The sequence below is a fragment of the Candidatus Krumholzibacteriia bacterium genome (assembly GCA_035268685.1).
GTDB lineage: Bacteria > Krumholzibacteriota > Krumholzibacteriia > JAJRXK01 > JAJRXK01 > JAJRXK01.
Map to the genome: position 1 here is coordinate 1 of DATFKK010000035.1, position 17080 is coordinate 17080.

General features: G+C 67.6%; 14 protein-coding genes. 10 read left to right on the forward strand and 4 right to left on the reverse strand.

Going from position 1 to position 17080, the window contains the following annotated elements:
- A partial coding sequence (locus VKA86_03445) for a hypothetical protein (protein HKK70245.1) occupies positions 1–263 on the reverse strand: 263 nt, incomplete at its 3' end.
- Positions 264–281: 18 nt separating this feature from the next.
- The gene (locus VKA86_03450) at positions 282–518 is read right to left on the reverse strand and encodes a hypothetical protein (protein HKK70246.1); all 237 of its coding nucleotides are present in this window, start codon (positions 516–518) and stop codon (positions 282–284) included.
- 391 nt (positions 519–909) lie between these two features.
- Between VKA86_03450 and VKA86_03455 the strand changes: the two genes are divergently transcribed.
- Positions 910–2301, forward strand: coding sequence for a sigma-54 dependent transcriptional regulator (locus tag VKA86_03455; GenBank protein HKK70247.1), 1392 nt, complete (start codon positions 910–912; stop codon positions 2299–2301).
- A gap of 37 nt (positions 2302–2338) precedes the next feature.
- Here VKA86_03455 and VKA86_03460 read toward each other — a convergent pair whose 3' ends face one another.
- The gene (locus VKA86_03460) at positions 2339–2755 is read right to left on the reverse strand and encodes a Fur family transcriptional regulator (protein ID HKK70248.1); all 417 of its coding nucleotides are present in this window, start codon (positions 2753–2755) and stop codon (positions 2339–2341) included.
- A gap of 147 nt (positions 2756–2902) precedes the next feature.
- Between VKA86_03460 and VKA86_03465 the strand changes: the two genes are divergently transcribed.
- From VKA86_03465 to VKA86_03485, 5 genes are all read left to right on the forward strand, one after another.
- Entirely contained in the window at positions 2903–3097 is a 195-nt protein-coding gene (locus tag VKA86_03465; GenBank protein HKK70249.1) for a (2Fe-2S)-binding protein, read from the forward strand.
- Positions 3094–3570 carry a bacterioferritin gene (bfr, locus tag VKA86_03470; protein ID HKK70250.1) on the forward strand — a complete coding sequence of 159 codons (477 nt, stop codon included), beginning with the start codon at positions 3094–3096 and terminating at the stop codon, positions 3568–3570. Before VKA86_03465 ends, bfr begins: the two co-directional genes overlap by 4 nt.
- A 254-nt stretch (positions 3571–3824) precedes the next feature.
- A complete protein-coding gene (locus VKA86_03475) occupies positions 3825–4061 on the forward strand; it encodes a 4Fe-4S dicluster domain-containing protein (protein HKK70251.1) in 237 nt (78 codons plus the stop codon).
- Between the two features lie 175 nt (positions 4062–4236).
- Positions 4237–5295, forward strand: a complete 1059-nt coding sequence (locus VKA86_03480; protein HKK70252.1) for a 3-methyl-2-oxobutanoate dehydrogenase subunit VorB — start codon at positions 4237–4239, stop codon at positions 5293–5295.
- Complete coding sequence (locus VKA86_03485) at positions 5292–6743, forward strand: 2-oxoacid:acceptor oxidoreductase family protein (protein ID HKK70253.1); 1452 nt, start codon at positions 5292–5294, stop codon at positions 6741–6743. Before VKA86_03480 ends, VKA86_03485 begins: the two co-directional genes overlap by 4 nt.
- Positions 6744–6794: 51 nt before the next feature.
- On the opposite strand, the gene VKA86_03490 is transcribed toward VKA86_03485, so the two are convergent.
- Positions 6795–8219: an ATP-binding protein gene (locus tag VKA86_03490; protein ID HKK70254.1), complete on the reverse strand. Its 1425-nt coding sequence runs from the start codon at positions 8217–8219 to the stop codon at positions 6795–6797.
- Between VKA86_03490 and VKA86_03495 the strand changes: the two genes are divergently transcribed.
- From VKA86_03495 to VKA86_03510, 4 genes are all read left to right on the forward strand, one after another.
- Positions 8218–10236: a Sua5/YciO/YrdC/YwlC family protein gene (locus VKA86_03495; protein HKK70255.1), complete on the forward strand. Its 2019-nt coding sequence runs from the start codon at positions 8218–8220 to the stop codon at positions 10234–10236. The genes VKA86_03490 and VKA86_03495 overlap by 2 nt on opposite strands.
- A 105-nt stretch (positions 10237–10341) precedes the next feature.
- Entirely contained in the window at positions 10342–11628 is a 1287-nt protein-coding gene (hemL, locus tag VKA86_03500) for a glutamate-1-semialdehyde 2,1-aminomutase (protein HKK70256.1), read from the forward strand.
- Between the two features lie 18 nt (positions 11629–11646).
- Positions 11647–12273 carry a UbiX family flavin prenyltransferase gene (locus tag VKA86_03505; GenBank protein HKK70257.1) on the forward strand — a complete coding sequence of 209 codons (627 nt, stop codon included), beginning with the start codon at positions 11647–11649 and terminating at the stop codon, positions 12271–12273.
- Positions 12274–12436: 163 nt separating this feature from the next.
- Positions 12437–17068 (forward strand): chemotaxis protein CheB, encoded by a 4632-nt coding sequence (locus VKA86_03510; protein HKK70258.1) that lies wholly within the window; start codon positions 12437–12439, stop codon positions 17066–17068.
- Positions 17069–17080: the final 12 nt, after the last annotated feature.

The window sequence follows — 17080 nt, forward strand, 5'->3', positions numbered from 1 at the left end:
AGGGTCTTGTAGCCCACCTGCGTCGCGTGGACGCTGTCGGTGTAGTAGTGGCCGAGCTCCGGCTGGTGGCACAGATCGGCGCACTTGTTGTTCTCGCCCTCACTGGGATCCACGTCGAAACCCTCGTGAGCGACGTCCTTCGTGTTGCGGCCCTCGTTGCCACCGTGGCAGCCGATGCAGCCCAGACGCATGTGGACTTCGGTGTCGTTCAGGAATTCTTCTCCGCCTTCACCGGTGATGAAGACCTTGGCCCATGCCTCCACCGGAGGCACCGAGCCGCCTCAGCCTTCGCCTTCGGCTTCGCCCTCTCCCCCGTGCGGATCCTCTTCTTCCGACACGGTGGCGCGCAGGGCCTCTTCGCTGGTGTGGCATTCGATGCAGGTCAGCTGCACGTCCGCCGTGATGGGGCCGGTCAGGCCGCCGTTGTCGTCGATGTCGTCGTCGTCGCTGCAGCCGACGGGGCCGAGCGTGAAGGCGAAGGTCACGACGAGCAGTGAGAGCAGCGCTCGTTTCGACATGGGCTCTCTCCGTTGCTTCCGTCTCGAGTCGGGGGAAACCCGGGACCGCGGGTCCACGGGTGGCGGGACGGGGGTCCCGAGCGTTCGGAGGGGGACGGAAGCGAAGGCGGTGCCGACCGCGGGTCGGGAATCGTGACAGGGCGTACAACCTATATTCCGGCCACGGAATACAGCGGTTTCCGCCCCCCAACGCGTGGTTTCGGGGAGGCCCGGAATTCTGCGCGCAGCCCGGCGTTCACGATTTCACACCATGGCCGAGCGATCCGGGCTGGCGGGAACCGGGGGGCAGTGGACATCCTGTCCACCGGACCCGGGCCGACCGCACCCTCCCCTGACAAACTGTCGAGCGGATGCGAACGTCCGGGCCCGTCCTTCATCGCGTGGTGGAAGTATGAACAACGGTGGAACAGAACGTCCCGACGAGGCCCTGGAGCCCGGGACGGTCCTGGTCGTCGACGACGAGGAGCAGATGCTCCGGTCGCAGGAGCGGATGCTCGTGCGCGAGGGCTACGCGGTGCTGACGGCGACCAGCGCCAACGAGGCCCTGGATCGGCTCCGTGGGGCCGACCACGACGTCGACGTCGTGCTGACGGACCTGCGGATGGAGGGAATGGACGGGATGCAGTTCGTCGAGACGGCGAAGCGCCTGTACCCCGACCTCGAGATCATCATGATGACCGGCTACGGCACGATCGAGACGGCGGTCGAGGCCATGCGGAAGGGTGCCTACGATTTCCTGCCCAAACCCTTCAAGCGGATGCAGCTCCTGAAGATCGTGAGCCGGGCGATGGAGCGTCGATCCCTTCTGGCCGAGAACCGTCGCCTTCGGCAACAGGTGGCCGACGGTGGCGGTCGCAGCGTGGTCGGCAACAGCGACGCCATGCGCCGGGTTCTGGACATGGTGGCGCAGGTCGCACCGAGCGAGGCCACGGTCCTGATCCTCGGTGAGAGCGGGACCGGGAAGGAGGTCGTGGCCCGGGCGATCCACGAGGCCAGCGACCGGGCGCGCAAGCCCTTCGTCAAGGTCAGCTGTGCGGCCCTCCCCGACAGCCTGCTCGAGGCCGAACTCTTCGGCTACGAACGCGGCGCCTTCACCGGAGCCGACCGCCGCAAGCCCGGCCGCTTCGAGCTCGCCGACGGCGGCACGCTGTTCCTCGACGAGATCGGCGACATTCCCCTCGAGATGCAGGTCAAGCTGCTGCGGGTGCTCCAGGAGCGCGAGTTCGAACGGCTCGGCGGCACGCAGACGATCGGGGTCGACGTCCGTGTCCTGGCGGCGACCCACCGCGACCTGCGCCAGCAGGTCGAGAAGGGCCGTTTCCGTGAGGATCTCTACTACCGGCTGGCCGTGATTCCTCTCGAGGTCCCGCCTCTTCGTGTACGACCGGACGACGTCCCGCTGCTCGCCGCACACTTCGCCGCGAAGTACGCGCGCGACGACACGCGGATTCCGGCACTCCTACCCGAGACCAACGAGGCCCTGGTCCGCTACGACTGGCCGGGCAACGTACGGGAACTCGAGAACGCCATCGAGCGCGCGGTCGTGCTGTGCAAGGACGGTGTGATCGGACCGCACGACCTTCCACCCCACGTGGGCACGCGACAGGGCGAGCGTGACGGCGCCTACCTCAAGGTTCCGATCGGCACCACCATGCGCGAGGTCGAGGACCTGCTCATCGACCAGGCCCTGCAGTTGAGCCAGGGCGACAAGCAGAAGGCCGCGGCACTCCTCGGGATCAGCGCCCGGACGATCACCCGTCACCTGAACGCGCGGGAGGACTGAGGACGGGAGCGACGACCGCCGCCCGGCCCCGCTTCGATCACCTCGGACCGTCCTTCAGCCGGCCTCTGAGCACGACCCGGACGTCGTCGACGTCGAGGCCCTCGAGCTCGTGGATGCCCGAGACGCGCAACCGGTCGATGGGGATGTCGACGATCCGCCCCGTCTCCTCGTCGATGAAGTGATGATGGGGCTCGGTGTTGGCGTCGAACACCCCGGCGCCGTCGTCGAAGCTGTGCGACTGCAGCAAGCCCTTCTCGGCGAACAGGTTGAGCGTGTTGTACACGGTCGCCCGCGAGATCACCGGGAAGTCCCGCCGGACCTCCGACCAGACCTGGTCGGCGGTCGGGTGGTCGTCGGTGAAGAGGACGTATCGCGCCACCGCCACCCGCTGGGCGGAGGGCTGGATCCCCTCGGCGCGCAGGAGCTCGGTGATGTGGAGGGCATCATGGGCCATGAGATTGGAATATGTCCAAAGGAGGACCCTGTCAACGGACGTGGGTCACATCACCGGACTGGCGCGTCAGGAGGATGAAAGAGATATTCAGTATCATCGAATCGAGGCCGAAGACCCGGGAACCGGTCCCCGACGGAGGAATTCCCCATGATCATCTGCCATTGCCGCGGCATCACCGATCGTGACGTCCAGGCCGCGATCGACCGCGGCGCCAGCTCCATGCGGCAGGTCACCTGCCACGGCCCGGCGAAGGGATGCTGCGGGTCGTGCGGAACGACGATCCGCGGTATGCTGTGCGAATCCCTGCAAACCTCCGATCATCCCGGGAGCGAATCCGCATGAAGGTCGACGCCGCCATCGTCGAAGCGCTGAACGACGTCCTCACCGCTGAACTCACCGCCATCAACCAGTACTTCATCCACCACAAGATGTGCGCGAACTGGGAGTACCAGCGCCTGGCCAAGCTCTTCTACGACGAGTCCATGGAAGAGATGCAGCACGCCGACAAGGTGATCGATCGCATCCTGTACCTGGACGGCGTTCCGAACATGCAGCGCTACTTCAACGTGCTGGTGGGCGAGAACGTGAAGGAGATGCACGAGGTCGACCTGAAGCTCGAGACGACGCACGTCGAGCGCCTGAACAAGGCCATCGTCCTGTGCCGCGAACACGGCGACAACGGTTCGCGTCTGATGCTCGAGGAGATCCTGGCCGACACCGAGGAGGCCGTGGACTGGAACGAGGCCCAGCTCGAGCAGATCGAGACGATGGGGATCCAGAACTACCTCTCCCAGCAGATCCGCCCCGAAGCCTGATCCGGCTCCGGGCGGACAACCTGTCCGAGGCTTTTCGGAGCCAGATCGTGGACTGCAGACAAATTGTCCGAGCGCTCGAATCGCACCGGGAGGACACCCGGTGCGATTTCGCGTATCCCCCGCGCCAAGTCGCGCAGTTCCAAGGGCTTGGGCCTGTGTCACAACATTGGCCGATCGGCGCGGATCGGCGAGGTGCGCACCGTGCTGCATCGAGAAGTGCCCGAACACACCAGCAGCGCAAGGAGCTCCTGGACATGGAAACCACCAAACATCAGCAGGATCGTGGCACGGTCGAGATCGAGGCGGATCTCTGCAAGGGATGCGGCCTTTGCATCGCCATGTGCCCGAACGATCTCCTGGTCCGATCCGAGGACCTGAACCGCCGCGGATACCGGTACGCGCAGTACGTCGGCTCCGGCTGCACCGGCTGCGGGATCTGCTTCCACGCCTGCCCGGAGCCGGGCGGCATCACCGTGACCCGCTTCCGCTAGGGCGCGTCGAGGAGGAATCATGAGTTCGACCCGAACCGAATCGAACGGCACGCCCGCGAAGACCGAACGCCGTGGCTTCCGGTGCAAGGACGCGCGCGAGGCGTCGACCGGCACCCTCGACACCGCCGGGCGCAAGGTCCCCTTCACACCTCCCGCCGACGCGGCGCCCGTCTTCATGAAGGGCAACGAGGCCATCGTGCACGGCGCTCTGCTCGCCGGCGCTCGCAGCTTCTTCGGCTATCCGATCACGCCGGCGAGTGAGATCGCCCACACCGCGGCCGCTCTGTTCCCCGCCACGGGCGGGGTGTTCCTGCAGGCCGAGAGCGAAGTCGCCGCCATCAACATGGTCTACGGCGCCGCCTCGTCCGGGGTCCGTTGCATCACGGCGAGCAGTTCGCCGGGCATGAGCCTGAAGCAGGAGGGCATCAGCTACTCCGCGGGCAGCGAGCTGCCCATGGTCATCGTCGACATCATGCGCGGCGGCCCCGGCCTGGGGAACATCGCTCCCGAGCAGGGCGACTACTTCCAGATGGTCAAGGGCGGCGGTCACGGCTGCTACAAGATGCCGGTCCTCGCGCCGAACAGCGTGCAGGAGATGTGCGACCTGACGATGACGAGCTTCGACATCGCCGATCGCTACCGTACGCCGGTGATCGTCCTGGCCGACGGTCTCGTGGGCCAGATGAAGGAGCCCGTCTACCTGCCGAAGCCGGTCACCGACCTGCCCGACAAGACGAACTGGAGCGTGCAGGGCACGCCCGAGACGCGACAGAACCTGGTGTGCTCGATCTACCTGAAGCCCGACGAGCTCGAGGCACACATCGAGCACCTCGAGCAGAAGGCGGCCACGATCGCCGAGCGTGAGACGCGCTGGGAAGAGTACCGCACCGACGATGCCGAGATCGTCCTCGTGGGCTACGGCATCGTGAGCCGCATCCTCAAGGGCGTGGTCGACGCCGGCCGCGAGCAGGGCATCAAGCTCGGTCTGGTGCGCCCGATCACGCTGTGGCCCTTCCCGGTCGACGCGCTGCGCGCGGCCGTCGAGGGCAGTGATGCCTGCATGGTCGTCGAGATGAGCACCGGCCAGATGGTCGAGGACGTCCGCCTCTCGGTCGGCGACCTCGCTCCGGTGTGGTTCTACGGACGCGCGGGCGGCAACGTGCCGGCCGAGGAAGACATCCTCGAGGAGATCGTCGTCAATCGGGCCAAGGCCACTGGGGAGGCGAAGTCATGAAGACCATGCACAAGCCCGAGAGCTTCTACGGGAACTTCGAACGCAAGGGCGGCGCCGAACCGGCGGCCACGCACTACTGCCCCGGCTGCGGGCATGGCGTGATCCACAAGCTCATGGCCGAGGTGATCGACGAGCTGGGCATCCGTGATCGCGTGGTCCTGATCAGCCCCGTCGGCTGCTCGGTCTTCGCCTACTACTACTTCGACACCGGCAACGTGCAGGTGGCGCACGGTCGCGCACCGGCGGTGGCGACGGGCATCAAGCGCTCGCGCCCCGACAGCATCGTGATCAGTTACCAGGGCGACGGAGACCTCGCGGCCATCGGCGGGAACAACATCCTGCAGGCCGCCAACCGCGGCGAGAACATCAGCGTGATCTTCGTGAACAACGCGATCTACGGCATGACCGGCGGTCAGCTGGCGCCCACGTCGCTGCTGGGCATGAAGACCACGACCACGCCGGAGGGCCGCGCCTTCGCCGACTACGGCGCACCGATGAAGGTCGCCGAGTTGATGAGCGGTCTCGATGGTGTGAGCCTGGCCGCGCGCCACAGCTTGACCACGGCCGGCAACATCACCAAGACGAGGAAGGCCATCAAGAAGGCCCTGAAGTACCAGATGGAGGGCAAGGGGTTCTCGTTGGTCGAGATCCTGAGCCAGTGCCCGACCGGTTGGAAGATGGACCCCGTCGACTCGCTCGACTGGATCGAGGAGAACATGGTCCCGATCTTCCCGCCGCAGACCTACAAGGACGAGCCCCACGAGCGGCCGACGCCGCCGGACCCGGGTGTCTACGACCCAAAGCTCGTCGACGAGGTCGTCCGGGGGGGCGGACGTGGTGACGAAGTGATGCGGACGCACGAGGGAGTGCCCTGGGCCGCCGCCTTCGAGAAGGGCGAGCAGGTCGAATCCTTGAAGATCAAGGCGGCCGGTTTCGGTGGCCAGGGCATCCTCATGCTCGGTGAGCTGGTGGCCAAGGGGAGCACCCGCGAGGGCATGCAGTCGACCTGGTTGCCCAGCTACGGGCCCGAGATGCGCGGAGGGACCGCGAACTGCTCGGTGGTCGTCAGCCGCAACGAGATCGGCAACCCCACGGTGGTCGAGTCGAACGTGCTGATCGCCATGAATCGCCCGTCGCTCGAGAAGTTCGAGGCCGAGCTCGAACCGGGCAGCGTGTTGATCTACGACAACAGCCTGATCGACGTCGAGCCCACACGCGACGACCTGCGGGTCTTCGCCATTCCGGCGACCAGGATCGCCGACGGGCTCGGCAGCGGGAAGGTCGCGAACGTGGTCATGGTCGGAGCCCTGATGAAGGTGCTGGGCTTCCCGGGCCAGGACGCGCTCGAGAACATCGTCGGACAGCTCGGCCGCACCGAGCAGATCCGCGCGGCGAATCTCGAGGCGCTGAAGGGTGGAGCCGACGCCGTCGAGTTGGCGACCACCTGATCACGCTGGGGAGTGGTCTTCGGTTCGGGCAAAGGTCTGATGCCCGTCGGCTCACGAAGGCGAGACGTGAGCCGGCAGCCAGACGAGGAAGGCCGCTCCCCCCGTTTCCGCTCGTCCGGCCGTGAGGTGGCCCCGGTGATCCTCCACGATGCGCTTGCAGACGGCGAGCCCGAGCCCCGTTCCGTTGGGCTTGGTGGTGTAGAAGGGGTGGAAGATGCGTTCCAACCCCTCGGGCGGGATTCCGGGCCCGTCGTCGAGGACCCGCAACAGGACACCATCTTCGTGCGGACCGAGCTGCAGCTCGACGCGACCACCCTCTTTGAGCGCCTGAAGAGCATTCATCGTGAGATTCAGGACGACCTGCTCGAGCTGGTTCGCGTCGCCGTGGACCGTCGGCAGGTCCTCCGCCACCGTGAACGCGAGCTCGGTCTTCTGCTTGCGGGCAGTGTGGCGGACGAGGCGTTCGATCCGCTCGAGCACGTGCTCGAAGCGGAGTTCCTCCATCTCCGGCTTCTCCGGGCGCGCGAACTCGAGCAGGTCGCGCACCAGGCCGCCGATGCGTTCGGCCTCGTGAAGCATGACCTCGAGGTCCTCACGGCGCGGATCGTCGTGGTCGAGATCGAGCAGCAGGAACTCGGCGCTGTTGCTGATCACGCCGAGCGGCGTGCCGATCTCGTGGGCCAGCGCAGCGGCCATGTTGCCGACGGCGCTCATGCGCTCGGTGAAGGCCATCTTCTCGGCCGCGCGTCGGCGTTCGGTGACGTCGCGCAGCACGAAGCTGAAACCGTTCGGCCGGCCGCTGCCGTCCAGGAGCGGAGTGCGGCTCAGTTCCACCCACACCGCGGCGCCGGTTCGGGCGACCAACTCGATCTCGCGTTTGGCGATCGTCGCGTGCGGATCGCTGGGCGTGAAGACCTGCAGCGTGTCGTCGTCGACCTCGTCGAAGAGTTGATGAATGGAACGTCCGACGGCCTCCTCGATCGACCAGCCGAAGATCGACTCTGCGCCCCGGTTCCAGAAGCGGACGGTGTTCTGTCGATCGACGGCGAACACGGCGTCGTTGCCGTTGCGGATCGCGCTCACCAGGAAACGTTCGCGCCAGGCGTGCCCACCTGTCCGGCTCGGGTCGGGAAGCGGAATCAGGATCGCCGCGACGCTTCCGCTGCCGTCACGAATGGGCGTGAGGACGACACGGAACGAATGGATACGACCGGACTCGTCCCGAATGGTGCGCACGGTCTCGATCGTGCGGCCCGTGCGTTGGACCTGCGGGGGAATGCAGTCCTCGCACCGTGTGTCGCCCGGGTTGAGGCCGGTGAAGCAGTGCTTCTCACACACCTCGAGACGCGAAGCCATCGATTCGCGGTAGGCGCGATTGGTCCAGACGGGGCGCAGATCCCCGTCGAGCACGATCACGCCGGTGTCGAGCGCGTCGAAGAGCGAGCGTGCGGAATCGAGAGCCGTGAGGTCGATCATGGATGACAGGGTCGCCTCGACGGTCGCGGCCGTCAACTCGGCGCAGGCGCCCTGGGCGGGCTCGGCGCGCAACGGCGTGTGCCCGGCGTGCCGCGCCGAGATGGGCGATCCTCGGTCGCGCCGTTATCGCTACGCGTTCATCGCGTGTCCGGAGTGCGGGCCGGGCTACACGGTCACCCATCGCCTGCCCTTCGCCCGGGTGAACACCACCTTCGCACCCTTCGAACCCTGCGAGGACTGCTGGGAGGAATTCGAGGATCCCGGCAGCCGCCACTTCGGCTCGACCACCATCTGCTGCCCGGACTGCGGTCCGAGCTATTGGATCGAGCCCGCGCCTCCGATCGACGACGCGATCGACGAGATCGACAGTGCCGTCCGTGCGCTACGGTCGGGAGCGATCCTGGGCCTGAAGGACACCTGCTGCTTCCGCTTCGTCGCCCGGGCGCGCGACGTGCAGGCGGTCGAGCGTCTGCGGAGACGCATGGAGGAACCCGACACGACCTTCGGGCTGATGGTCGCCGACGTTGCCGCGGCCCGGGAGATCGCCGACGTCAGCGAGTCCGCGGTCACACTCCTGGAGGATCCGTCGGCGCCCCTGGTCCTGCTGCCTCGGCGGGAGTTCGGCGGCTGGCTCGACGCCGCGACCGCCCGCGGCGGCGAGGTGGCCGTCATGCTGCCGCGGGCCGCTGTCCACTTCCTGCTGATGGATTCCCTGGGCGAACCCCTGGTCGTGGCCCGGGCGGCGCGTCGCGACGACGTGGCGGTCCTGGAGAACGACGACGCGCGCGAAGACCTCATGGACGTCGCCGACGCGCTCGTGCTGCACGATCTCGACCTGCACGCCGGCTGCGAGGACTCCGTGCTCCGCGTCGAGGACGACCGGCCGGTGGTCCTGCGCCGTGCGAGCGGCCTGGCGCCGCGTCCGCTGCTGCTGCCGTGGGAGGTTCCTCCCATGCTCGCGATCGGCGGGACGCACGAGGTCGCGATCGGCGTTGCCGAGGGGAACACACTGCGGTTGAGCCAGCCCGTCGGCGACCTCGGCACTTCGCGGGCTGCGGCCGCCTTCCGGCGCACCGTCGACCGGATGCTCGCCCTCTGGGGGTGCGAGCCCAGGTGCGTGGTGGCGGACCCGATCCGGGAGCAGCCGGCGCGGGCCCTGGCCGCCGAGCTGGGAGCCCGGACCGTGCTGGTCGATCATCACCACGCCCACGTGGGGTCGATCCTGGCCGAGCACTGCATCGAGTCTCCGGTCCTCGGGGTGTCGCTCGACTCCTCCGGCCAACTGGTCGATCCGGAGCTCGGTGCCGGCCGCATCCTCCGGATCGAGGCCGGCCATGGTGATCTCCTGGAGACGATCCCCGGCTTCCGGGTGCCCGGCGCCGACGCAGCGCCGCGCGATCCGTGGCGGGTGGCGGTCGGCCTGATCCACGATGCCTGTGGTCCGGCACTCGCCGAGTTGTGGGCGCACCGGTTGGCCACCGATGCCCAGACCGCGGACAGTGCGCTGTCCATGCTCACCCATGACGTCGGCTGCGTGACCGTCCACAGCTTCGGGAAACTCTACGACGCGGCTGCCGCCGTGCTGGGCGTGGCGCGCCGCACGTCGTCGGCCGGTGTCGCGGCCCGGCGCCTCGAACTGGTGGCCGGCGTTGCCGACGCCGAGTCGACCGACGTCGAGACCGCCCGTCTGGAGCCGGCCAGTTTCCTCGCCGCCTGGATCGAACGCCTCCTCGCCCGGGCCGAGGACGACGGCGATCTCGTGGAGGACGCGCGCTGGGTGCAGCGTTCCCTGTCGGCCTGGGTGGCCCGGCGCGCCTTCGACATGGCCGAGTGCCAGGGTCTCGACGTGGTCGCCGCCGGCGGTGGCTGCTTCTCGAACCCCTGGCTGCGCCGGGGATTCCACGTGCGCGCCCGGGAGACGGGCCGGCGTCTGGCCCTGAACGAGAGCATCCCGGCCGGGGATTCCGGACTCGCCGTGGGCCAGCTCTGGATCGCCGCGCGCCGGGCTGCGTGCTGAGCAGACCGTCGCGTTTCCACCGACGACCGATCCTGTTATGTTGCCCGTTCGGCGACGCGGCCGTGTCGCCGACATGCATCGCCCCCGTGTTCCGACGGAGCCCCAATGGATCAGACGAAGAGCCAGTCCCTGCTCGAACGCGCGCGCAAGGTCATCCCCGGTGGTGTGAACTCGCCGGTCCGTGCCTTCGGCGGCGCGCACGTGGTGTCCCCGTTCATCGTCCGCGGTGAAGGGGCCTGGTTCGAGGACGAGGACGGGAACCGCTACGTGGACTACATCGGGAGCTGGGGTCCCCTGGTCCTGGGTCATGCCCATCCGGCCGTGGTCGACGCGGTGAAGGCCGCCGCCGAGCGCGGCACCAGCTTCGGCACCCCGACCGCGTCGGAGATCGAACTCGCCGAGCTGCTGTGCGAACGCGTGCCGAGTCTCGACATGGTCCGCCTGGTGAGCAGCGGAACCGAGGCCACGATGAGCGCGGTCCGCGTGGCCCGCGGCGCCACCGGGCGCGACAAGTTCGTCAAGTTCGTCGGCTGTTATCACGGCCACGGCGACGCCTTCCTCATCGAGGCCGGCAGCGGCCTGGCGACCCATGGCACGCCCAGCAGTCCGGGCGTCCCCGCGGCCACGGCGCAGGACACGTTGACCGTTCCGTACAACGACCTCGAGGGCGTGACGAAGCTCTTCGAGCAGAACCGCGACCAGGTCGCCGCCGTGATCGTCGAGCCGGTGGCGGGGAACATGGGCCTGGTGAAGCCGAAGGAAGGATTCCTCGAGGGTCTGCGGAGTCTGTGCGACGAGCACGGTGCGGTACTGATCTTCGACGAGGTCATGACCGGCTTCCGGGTCGGGCCCCAGGGGGCGCAGGGGCGCTACGGGGTGACACCCGACATGACCACGCTGGGCAAGGTGATCGGGGGCGGTCTGCCCGTGGGTGCCTACGGGGGCCGCCGCGAACTCATGGAGCAGGTCAGTCCTGCCGGTCCGATCTATCAGGCCGGGACCCTGAGCGGCAATCCGCTCGCCGTGGCCGGCGGTCTCGCCGCGCTCACCGAGCTCTTCCGCGATCCGTCGATCTTCGACCGGGTCGAGGAGACCACGAAGATGCTCGGCGAGGGACTCGAGAGTGCCGCGTCGGACGCAGGCATCCCGCTCCGGGTGCAGAGCGCGGGAAGCATGGGGTGTGCGTACTTCACCGACCGTCCGGTCGAGGACTTCGCCGGCGCCGCGGCGTGCGATGCCGAGCGCTTCTATCGTTTCCATGCGGCCATGCTGGAGCGGGGCGTCTACCTCGCACCGTCTCCCTTCGAGGCCTTCTTCGTGGGAGCGGCCCACGGTCCCGACGAAGTGGCCCACACGCTGAACGCCGCGGCCGAGAGTTTCGCCCTGCTGTAGCCCCCTCGACGGAGCCCCATGGCCCCGAACGCAGAAGATCGTCGCCCGCTGGCACTGGGAATCACCGGCGCCAGCGGCGCACCCTACTGGGTGCGCTTCGTCGAGGTCGCCGTCCGCGCGGGCGTGGAGCTGCACGTGGCGGCCAGCGGCAACGTCGACACCGTCTGTCGCGCCGAGCTCGGGGACGACTTCGAGACCTGTCTGGAGCGGGCGATCGAGCGCTCCGGCGTGGGAGACGATGGCGCGAAGCGCGTCCGGGTCTTCGACAAGCGCGACTACCACAGTCCCATGGCCAGCGGCAGCGCCCGCTACGCCGGCATGGTGATCCTGCCCTGCAGCATGGGGACCATGGCCCGCATCGCCCACGGGACCAGCGACGACCTGATCAGCCGTGCGGCCGACGTCGCCCTGAAGGAGCGTCGGAAGCTCGTGCTGGTGCCCCGCGAGACCCCGCTCAGCCTGGTCCACCTCGAGACCATGTCGAAGGTCACCCGCGCCGGTGCCGTGGTGCTTCCCGCCATGCCCGGCTTCTACCACCGGCCGGAATCGATCGACGACCTGGTCGACTTCGTCGTCCAGCGGATCGCCGACCAGCTCGATCTGGACGTCGAGCTCACGCGACGTTGGGGCCAGCGGGGCCGCTGACCCGGAATCGGATGGATGCCAGTCCTCCGACCCGCGGCACACGGGATCGCCCTTCCCGCAGTTCGTCCGAGATCGGACGTTTGTTGACGGGATCCCGGCGTTCGTACACCATTCCGGCGGCCTGCGCTTCCCGACATGATTCCGGAGAGGACTGGTGATACGCATGGGCGGATCCCCTCGGCCCGAACGTGAAGCGGAATCGCCGTCCGGCGCTCCCGCGCATCCGGCCGGCGACACGGTGCCCGAAAGCGACTCCCCCCCGAGGACACGGTCCCGGGTCTCCCTGCCGGTCGTGGGGATCGGCGCGTCCGCGGGTGGGCTGCAAGCGCTCGAGCAGTTGTTCACGAATCTGCCCGCCGACACCGGCGGGGCCTTCGTGGTCGTCCAGCACCTGTCGCCGGATTTCAAGAGCCTCATGGACGAGCTGCTCGCCAAGCACACGAGCATGCGGATCAAGGTCGTGCACGAGGACCAGCGCCTCGAAGCCGATCACATCTACCTGATCCCACCCCGCTGCGATCTGAAGCTCGACGGCGATCACGTCCGGGTCACCCGTCAGGACCGCGAAGCCGTGCCGGCGGCTCCGATCGACGTGTTCCTGAGCTCCCTGGCCGAGGACCGCGGCAACGAGGCGGTGGCGGTGATCCTGTCCGGCACGGGCAGTGACGGCAGCCGGGGCGCCGCCCAGGTCAAGGAGAGCGGGGGCGTGGTGCTCGTCCAGGAGCCCTCCACCGCTGCGTTCAACGGCATGCCGCACAGCGCCATCGACGCCACCGAGGTCGACGCGGTGCTCGAACCCGGCGAACTGGCCGTCCGGCTGGCGCGCTATCTCCACGAGCCCGAGCGGCGGCTCCTGCGTGGGGAGAAGCAACCGATCGGCGAGGACATGGCGCCTCTCGACGCGATCCTCGACGTGCTGCGGGCGAGTTACGGGATCGATTTCCATCTCTACAAGCCGAACACGTTGCTGCGACGCATCGAGCGACGCATGTCGATGCATGCCTGCGGCACTCTCGCCGAGTACTCGAAGAAGCTGCTGGAGTCGGAGCAGGAGCAGAAGATGCTCTACGGAGACCTGTTGATCCGGGTCACCGAGTTCTTCCGCGATCCCGAGAGTTACCAGGCGCTGCTCACCGAAGCACTGCCCGACCTGGTGGCCGAGAAGCAGCGGCAGGACGAGGAGCTCCGGATCTGGGTCGCGGGGTGCGCGTCGGGCGAGGAACCGATCTCGCTGGCGATCCTGCTCGACGAGTACCGACGCACGCTCGACCAGCCCTTCGAGTACCGCATCTTCGCCACCGACATCGATCCCGAAACGGTGAGCCAGGCGGGTCTCGGTCACTTCCCCGCCGAGATCGCGGCGTCGATGGGCGAGGAGAGGCTCGACGCCTACTTCGAAGCGACCGATCACGGTTATCAGCTGGTGCCGGCCATGCGCGACCGGATCGTGTTCGCCCAGCACGACCTGGTCCGCGATCCTCCCTTCACGCGCATGGACCTGATCAGCTGTCGCAACGTGCTGATCTACTTCCGGGCCGATCTGCAGAACCGGGTGCTGGGTCTGCTGGACTTCGCGCTGAATCCCAACGGTGTGCTCTTCCTGGGTCCGAGCGAGACCATCGGTGAGTTGAGCACCCACTTCGGGGCGCTGAGCTCGCGTTGGAAGATCTTCCGCAAGAGCGCCCAGGCGGGGCGGAAGATCACGTCGGAGGTGCTGCGGCGGGGCATGTCGGCCTCGTCTTCGAGCACGGCGGGCATGGGATCACGGCGCGCCGCGGTCGTCCCGCCGGCCGAGCGTGTGGACTATTCGGCCGTCGCCACTGCCATCGCCAACGAGTACCTGCTCGTCTGCCTGGTACTCGACGGCAACTTCCACGTGCGCTACGTACTGGGCGATCCGGCCGGCCTGCTGCGCATCCCACTGGGAATGACCACCTACGACGTCTTCCGCATGCTCGACGGTGACCTGCGTCTGGCCGTCGGCACCGCCCTCCATCGGACGGAGAAGACGGGCGAGGACAGTGTCTGCCGACGCGTCCAGGTGACGGGGCTCGACGAGTTGGTCGACGTCAAGGTGAAGGCGCTCGACACCCGATCGAACGGCTCGGGCGCCTACGCCCTCATGGTGCAGCGGTCGAGGCTGCCCGAAAAGGTCGTGCCCGAGGACGAGGTGACCTTCGAGGTCGACGAGCGGGCTCGGGAGCGGATCGACCAGCTCGAGCACGAGCTGTCCTCGACGAAGGAACACCTGCAGGCCACCGTCGAGGAGCTCGAGACGGCGAACGAGGAGCTGCAGGCGGCCAACGAGGAACTGCTGGCCAGCAACGAGGAGCTGCAGAGCACCAACGAAGAGCTGCACTCGGTGAACGAGGAGCTCTACACGGTGAACGCCGAGCACCAGAGCAAGATCCGCGAACTCACGGTGCTCAACGCGGACATCGAGAACCTCTTCCAGAACCTCGACATCGGAATCGTCTTCCTCGATCCGGAGCTTCGGGTGCGCAAGTACACGCAGCGTGCCACCGAGATCATCAAGTTGATCCCGCAGGACGTGGGGCGGCCGCTCGAGCATCTGAACCAGAACGTGCTCGACGTGGATCTCGTGGACACGACGCGCGCGGTGCTGACGCGTGGAGAGATCCGGGAGCAACGCGTGCAGACCGCGAACGGTTCCTGGCTGTTCGTGCGAGTGCTGCCCTACCGGGACGGGTACGGCGAGACCCGCGGCGCGCTACTGACCCTCGTCGACATCACCGACGTCATCGAGGGCGAACGGACGCGGAACCGACTCGAAGAAGAGTTCCGGCAGTTCGCCGAGCACATCACCGACGTCTTCTGGCTCACCGACGCCACCGGCGAGCACGTCCTGTACGTGAACCCGAACTACGAGCTGTACTGGGGCAAGGCACCCGACCACGAACTCGGCCGCGACATACTCTTCGACGGTCTCCACCCCGAGGACCAGTCGAAGGTGCGCGCAGTCCTGGAATCGCCACAGTGGGCCGCTTTCGACCTCGAGTACCGCGTGCAGCTCGACGACGGGAGCGAGCGCTGGCTGCACAACCGCGCCTTCCCGGTGACCGATCGTCAGGGCGATGTTGCGCGTGTCGCCGGCGTCATCAGCGACATCACCCAGCGCAAGCAGGACGAGATCTCACTGCGACGGCTCGCCTCGATCGTCGAGTCGTCGAAGGACGGCCTGTTCAACCTGGACTCGCAGGGTGTGATCCGCACCTGGAACCCGGGTGCCCAGGATGTCTTCGGGGTGGAAGCCGAACAGGTCGTCGGTCAGCCACTCACCTCCCTGTACCCGGACGAGTCCGAGTCCGAGTTCGAGGCGCTGTTCGAGCGGCTCCGTCAGGGCGAGTCCGTCGTCGACTACCAGTCGGCGCGCCACACTCCGGGCAAGGATCTCCGACACGTGGAGCTGACGGTGTCGGTGATCCGTGGCAACGGAGCGGGAGGCGGCGGTTTCGCCGTGGTCGCCCGCGACGTCACCGAGCGTCTCGCCCGGGAGACCGAGTTGCACAAGCTCACGCAGAGCCTCGAGCGACAGGCGAACCACGATCCGCTGACGGGACTGCTCAACCGCCGCGGCCTCGAGAAGTTCCTGTTCGTCGAACTCGAGCGGACGCGGCGCGAGGGCCAGCGCGTGGGCGCGGTCCTCATCGACTGCGACAACTTCAAGCGGATCAACGACCAACTCGGCCACTCGGTCGGCGACGTCGTCCTGCAGAGCATCGCCAAGCGATTGCGCGCGGCCTTGCGTCCCTCCGACTTCCTGGGACGCATCGGTGGGGACGAGTTCATGGTGCTGTTGCCGAACACGCGCCTGGCCGAGGCCCTGCAACTGGCCGAGCGCCTGCGCCTGGTGGTGGCGGAATCGCCTCTGCAACTGCAGGAGCAGATGATCGGGATCACGGCCAGCCTGGGCGTGACACTGGTACCGGAGAACGTCATCTCGATCGAGGAGATCGTGAGCCACTCCCAGCACGCGCTGTCGCAGAGCAAGAGCGCGGGAAAGAATCGAGTGTCTCTACGCGAGGGGGACGACGATGCCCAACGCGAGGAGATCAGCGACGCCACCCGCGACGTGGGCGACCTCGTCCAGGCGCTCACCTCGGAGTCGGCCTTCCGGACCGTGGTCCAGCCGATCTTCGATCTGGTCAGCGAGCGTGCGGTGGCGTACGAGTTGTTGTCCCGGGGGCCGGAAGGAGCCTTCGAGAGCCCCGACGACTTCTTCCGGATCAGCGCCGAGAACAACATCCTCACCACGGTCGACCTGCTGTGCGCCAAGCGAGCCATGGACTGGGTGTCGAAGCACGCCAACGGAGTGCGCTACCACGTGAACCTCTTCCCGTCGACGCTCCTGGAGACCCCGGCCGAACGTCTGGAGCAGATGTTCGAGGTGCTGGGCGATCCGTCGCGCTTCTGCGTGGAGATCAGCGAGCAGCAGTTCGTGGGCGACGCGCACTACCTGCTCGAGAAGGTACGCCGGCTCCGCGAGTTCGGCGTGAGCGTGGCGCTCGACGACGTGGGATTCGGACGCAGCTCGCTCGAGTCGCTGATCCTGCTCGAGCCCGACATCATCAAGATCGACCAGTCCTTCGTCCGTGGTGCCCACGCCGACCCGGGGCAACAGCGGTCGCTGCAGCGGCTGGTCATGCTGAGCAAGAACCTCGATACCACCCTGGTGGCCGAGGGGATCGAGGAACACCGGGACATCGACGTCCTGGTGGACATGGGCGTGCGCATGGGACAGGGCTTCCTGTGGGGCGAGCCGAGAGCCAACTGATCGCCGTGTGCG

What these genes read in the sequence shown, in the direction of transcription:
- VKA86_03450 (HKK70246.1), bottom strand. Translation starts at nt 518, where the DNA reads ATGTCGAAACGAGCGCTGCTCTCACTGCTCGTCGTGACCTTCGCCTTC.
- VKA86_03455 (HKK70247.1), top strand. Translation starts at nt 910, where the DNA reads ATGAACAACGGTGGAACAGAACGTCCCGACGAGGCCCTGGAGCCCGGG.
- VKA86_03460 (HKK70248.1), bottom strand. Translation starts at nt 2,755, where the DNA reads ATGGCCCATGATGCCCTCCACATCACCGAGCTCCTGCGCGCCGAGGGG.
- VKA86_03465 (HKK70249.1), top strand. Translation starts at nt 2,903, where the DNA reads ATGATCATCTGCCATTGCCGCGGCATCACCGATCGTGACGTCCAGGCC.
- bfr (HKK70250.1), top strand. Translation starts at nt 3,094, where the DNA reads ATGAAGGTCGACGCCGCCATCGTCGAAGCGCTGAACGACGTCCTCACC.
- VKA86_03475 (HKK70251.1), top strand. Translation starts at nt 3,825, where the DNA reads ATGGAAACCACCAAACATCAGCAGGATCGTGGCACGGTCGAGATCGAG.
- VKA86_03480 (HKK70252.1), top strand. Translation starts at nt 4,237, where the DNA reads ATGAAGGGCAACGAGGCCATCGTGCACGGCGCTCTGCTCGCCGGCGCT.
- VKA86_03485 (HKK70253.1), top strand. Translation starts at nt 5,292, where the DNA reads ATGAAGACCATGCACAAGCCCGAGAGCTTCTACGGGAACTTCGAACGC.
- VKA86_03495 (HKK70255.1), top strand. Translation starts at nt 8,218, where the DNA reads ATGGATGACAGGGTCGCCTCGACGGTCGCGGCCGTCAACTCGGCGCAG.
- VKA86_03490 (HKK70254.1), bottom strand. Translation starts at nt 8,219, where the DNA reads ATGATCGACCTCACGGCTCTCGATTCCGCACGCTCGCTCTTCGACGCG.
- hemL (HKK70256.1), top strand. Translation starts at nt 10,342, where the DNA reads ATGGATCAGACGAAGAGCCAGTCCCTGCTCGAACGCGCGCGCAAGGTC.
- VKA86_03505 (HKK70257.1), top strand. Translation starts at nt 11,647, where the DNA reads ATGGCCCCGAACGCAGAAGATCGTCGCCCGCTGGCACTGGGAATCACC.
- VKA86_03510 (HKK70258.1), top strand. Translation starts at nt 12,437, where the DNA reads ATGGGCGGATCCCCTCGGCCCGAACGTGAAGCGGAATCGCCGTCCGGC.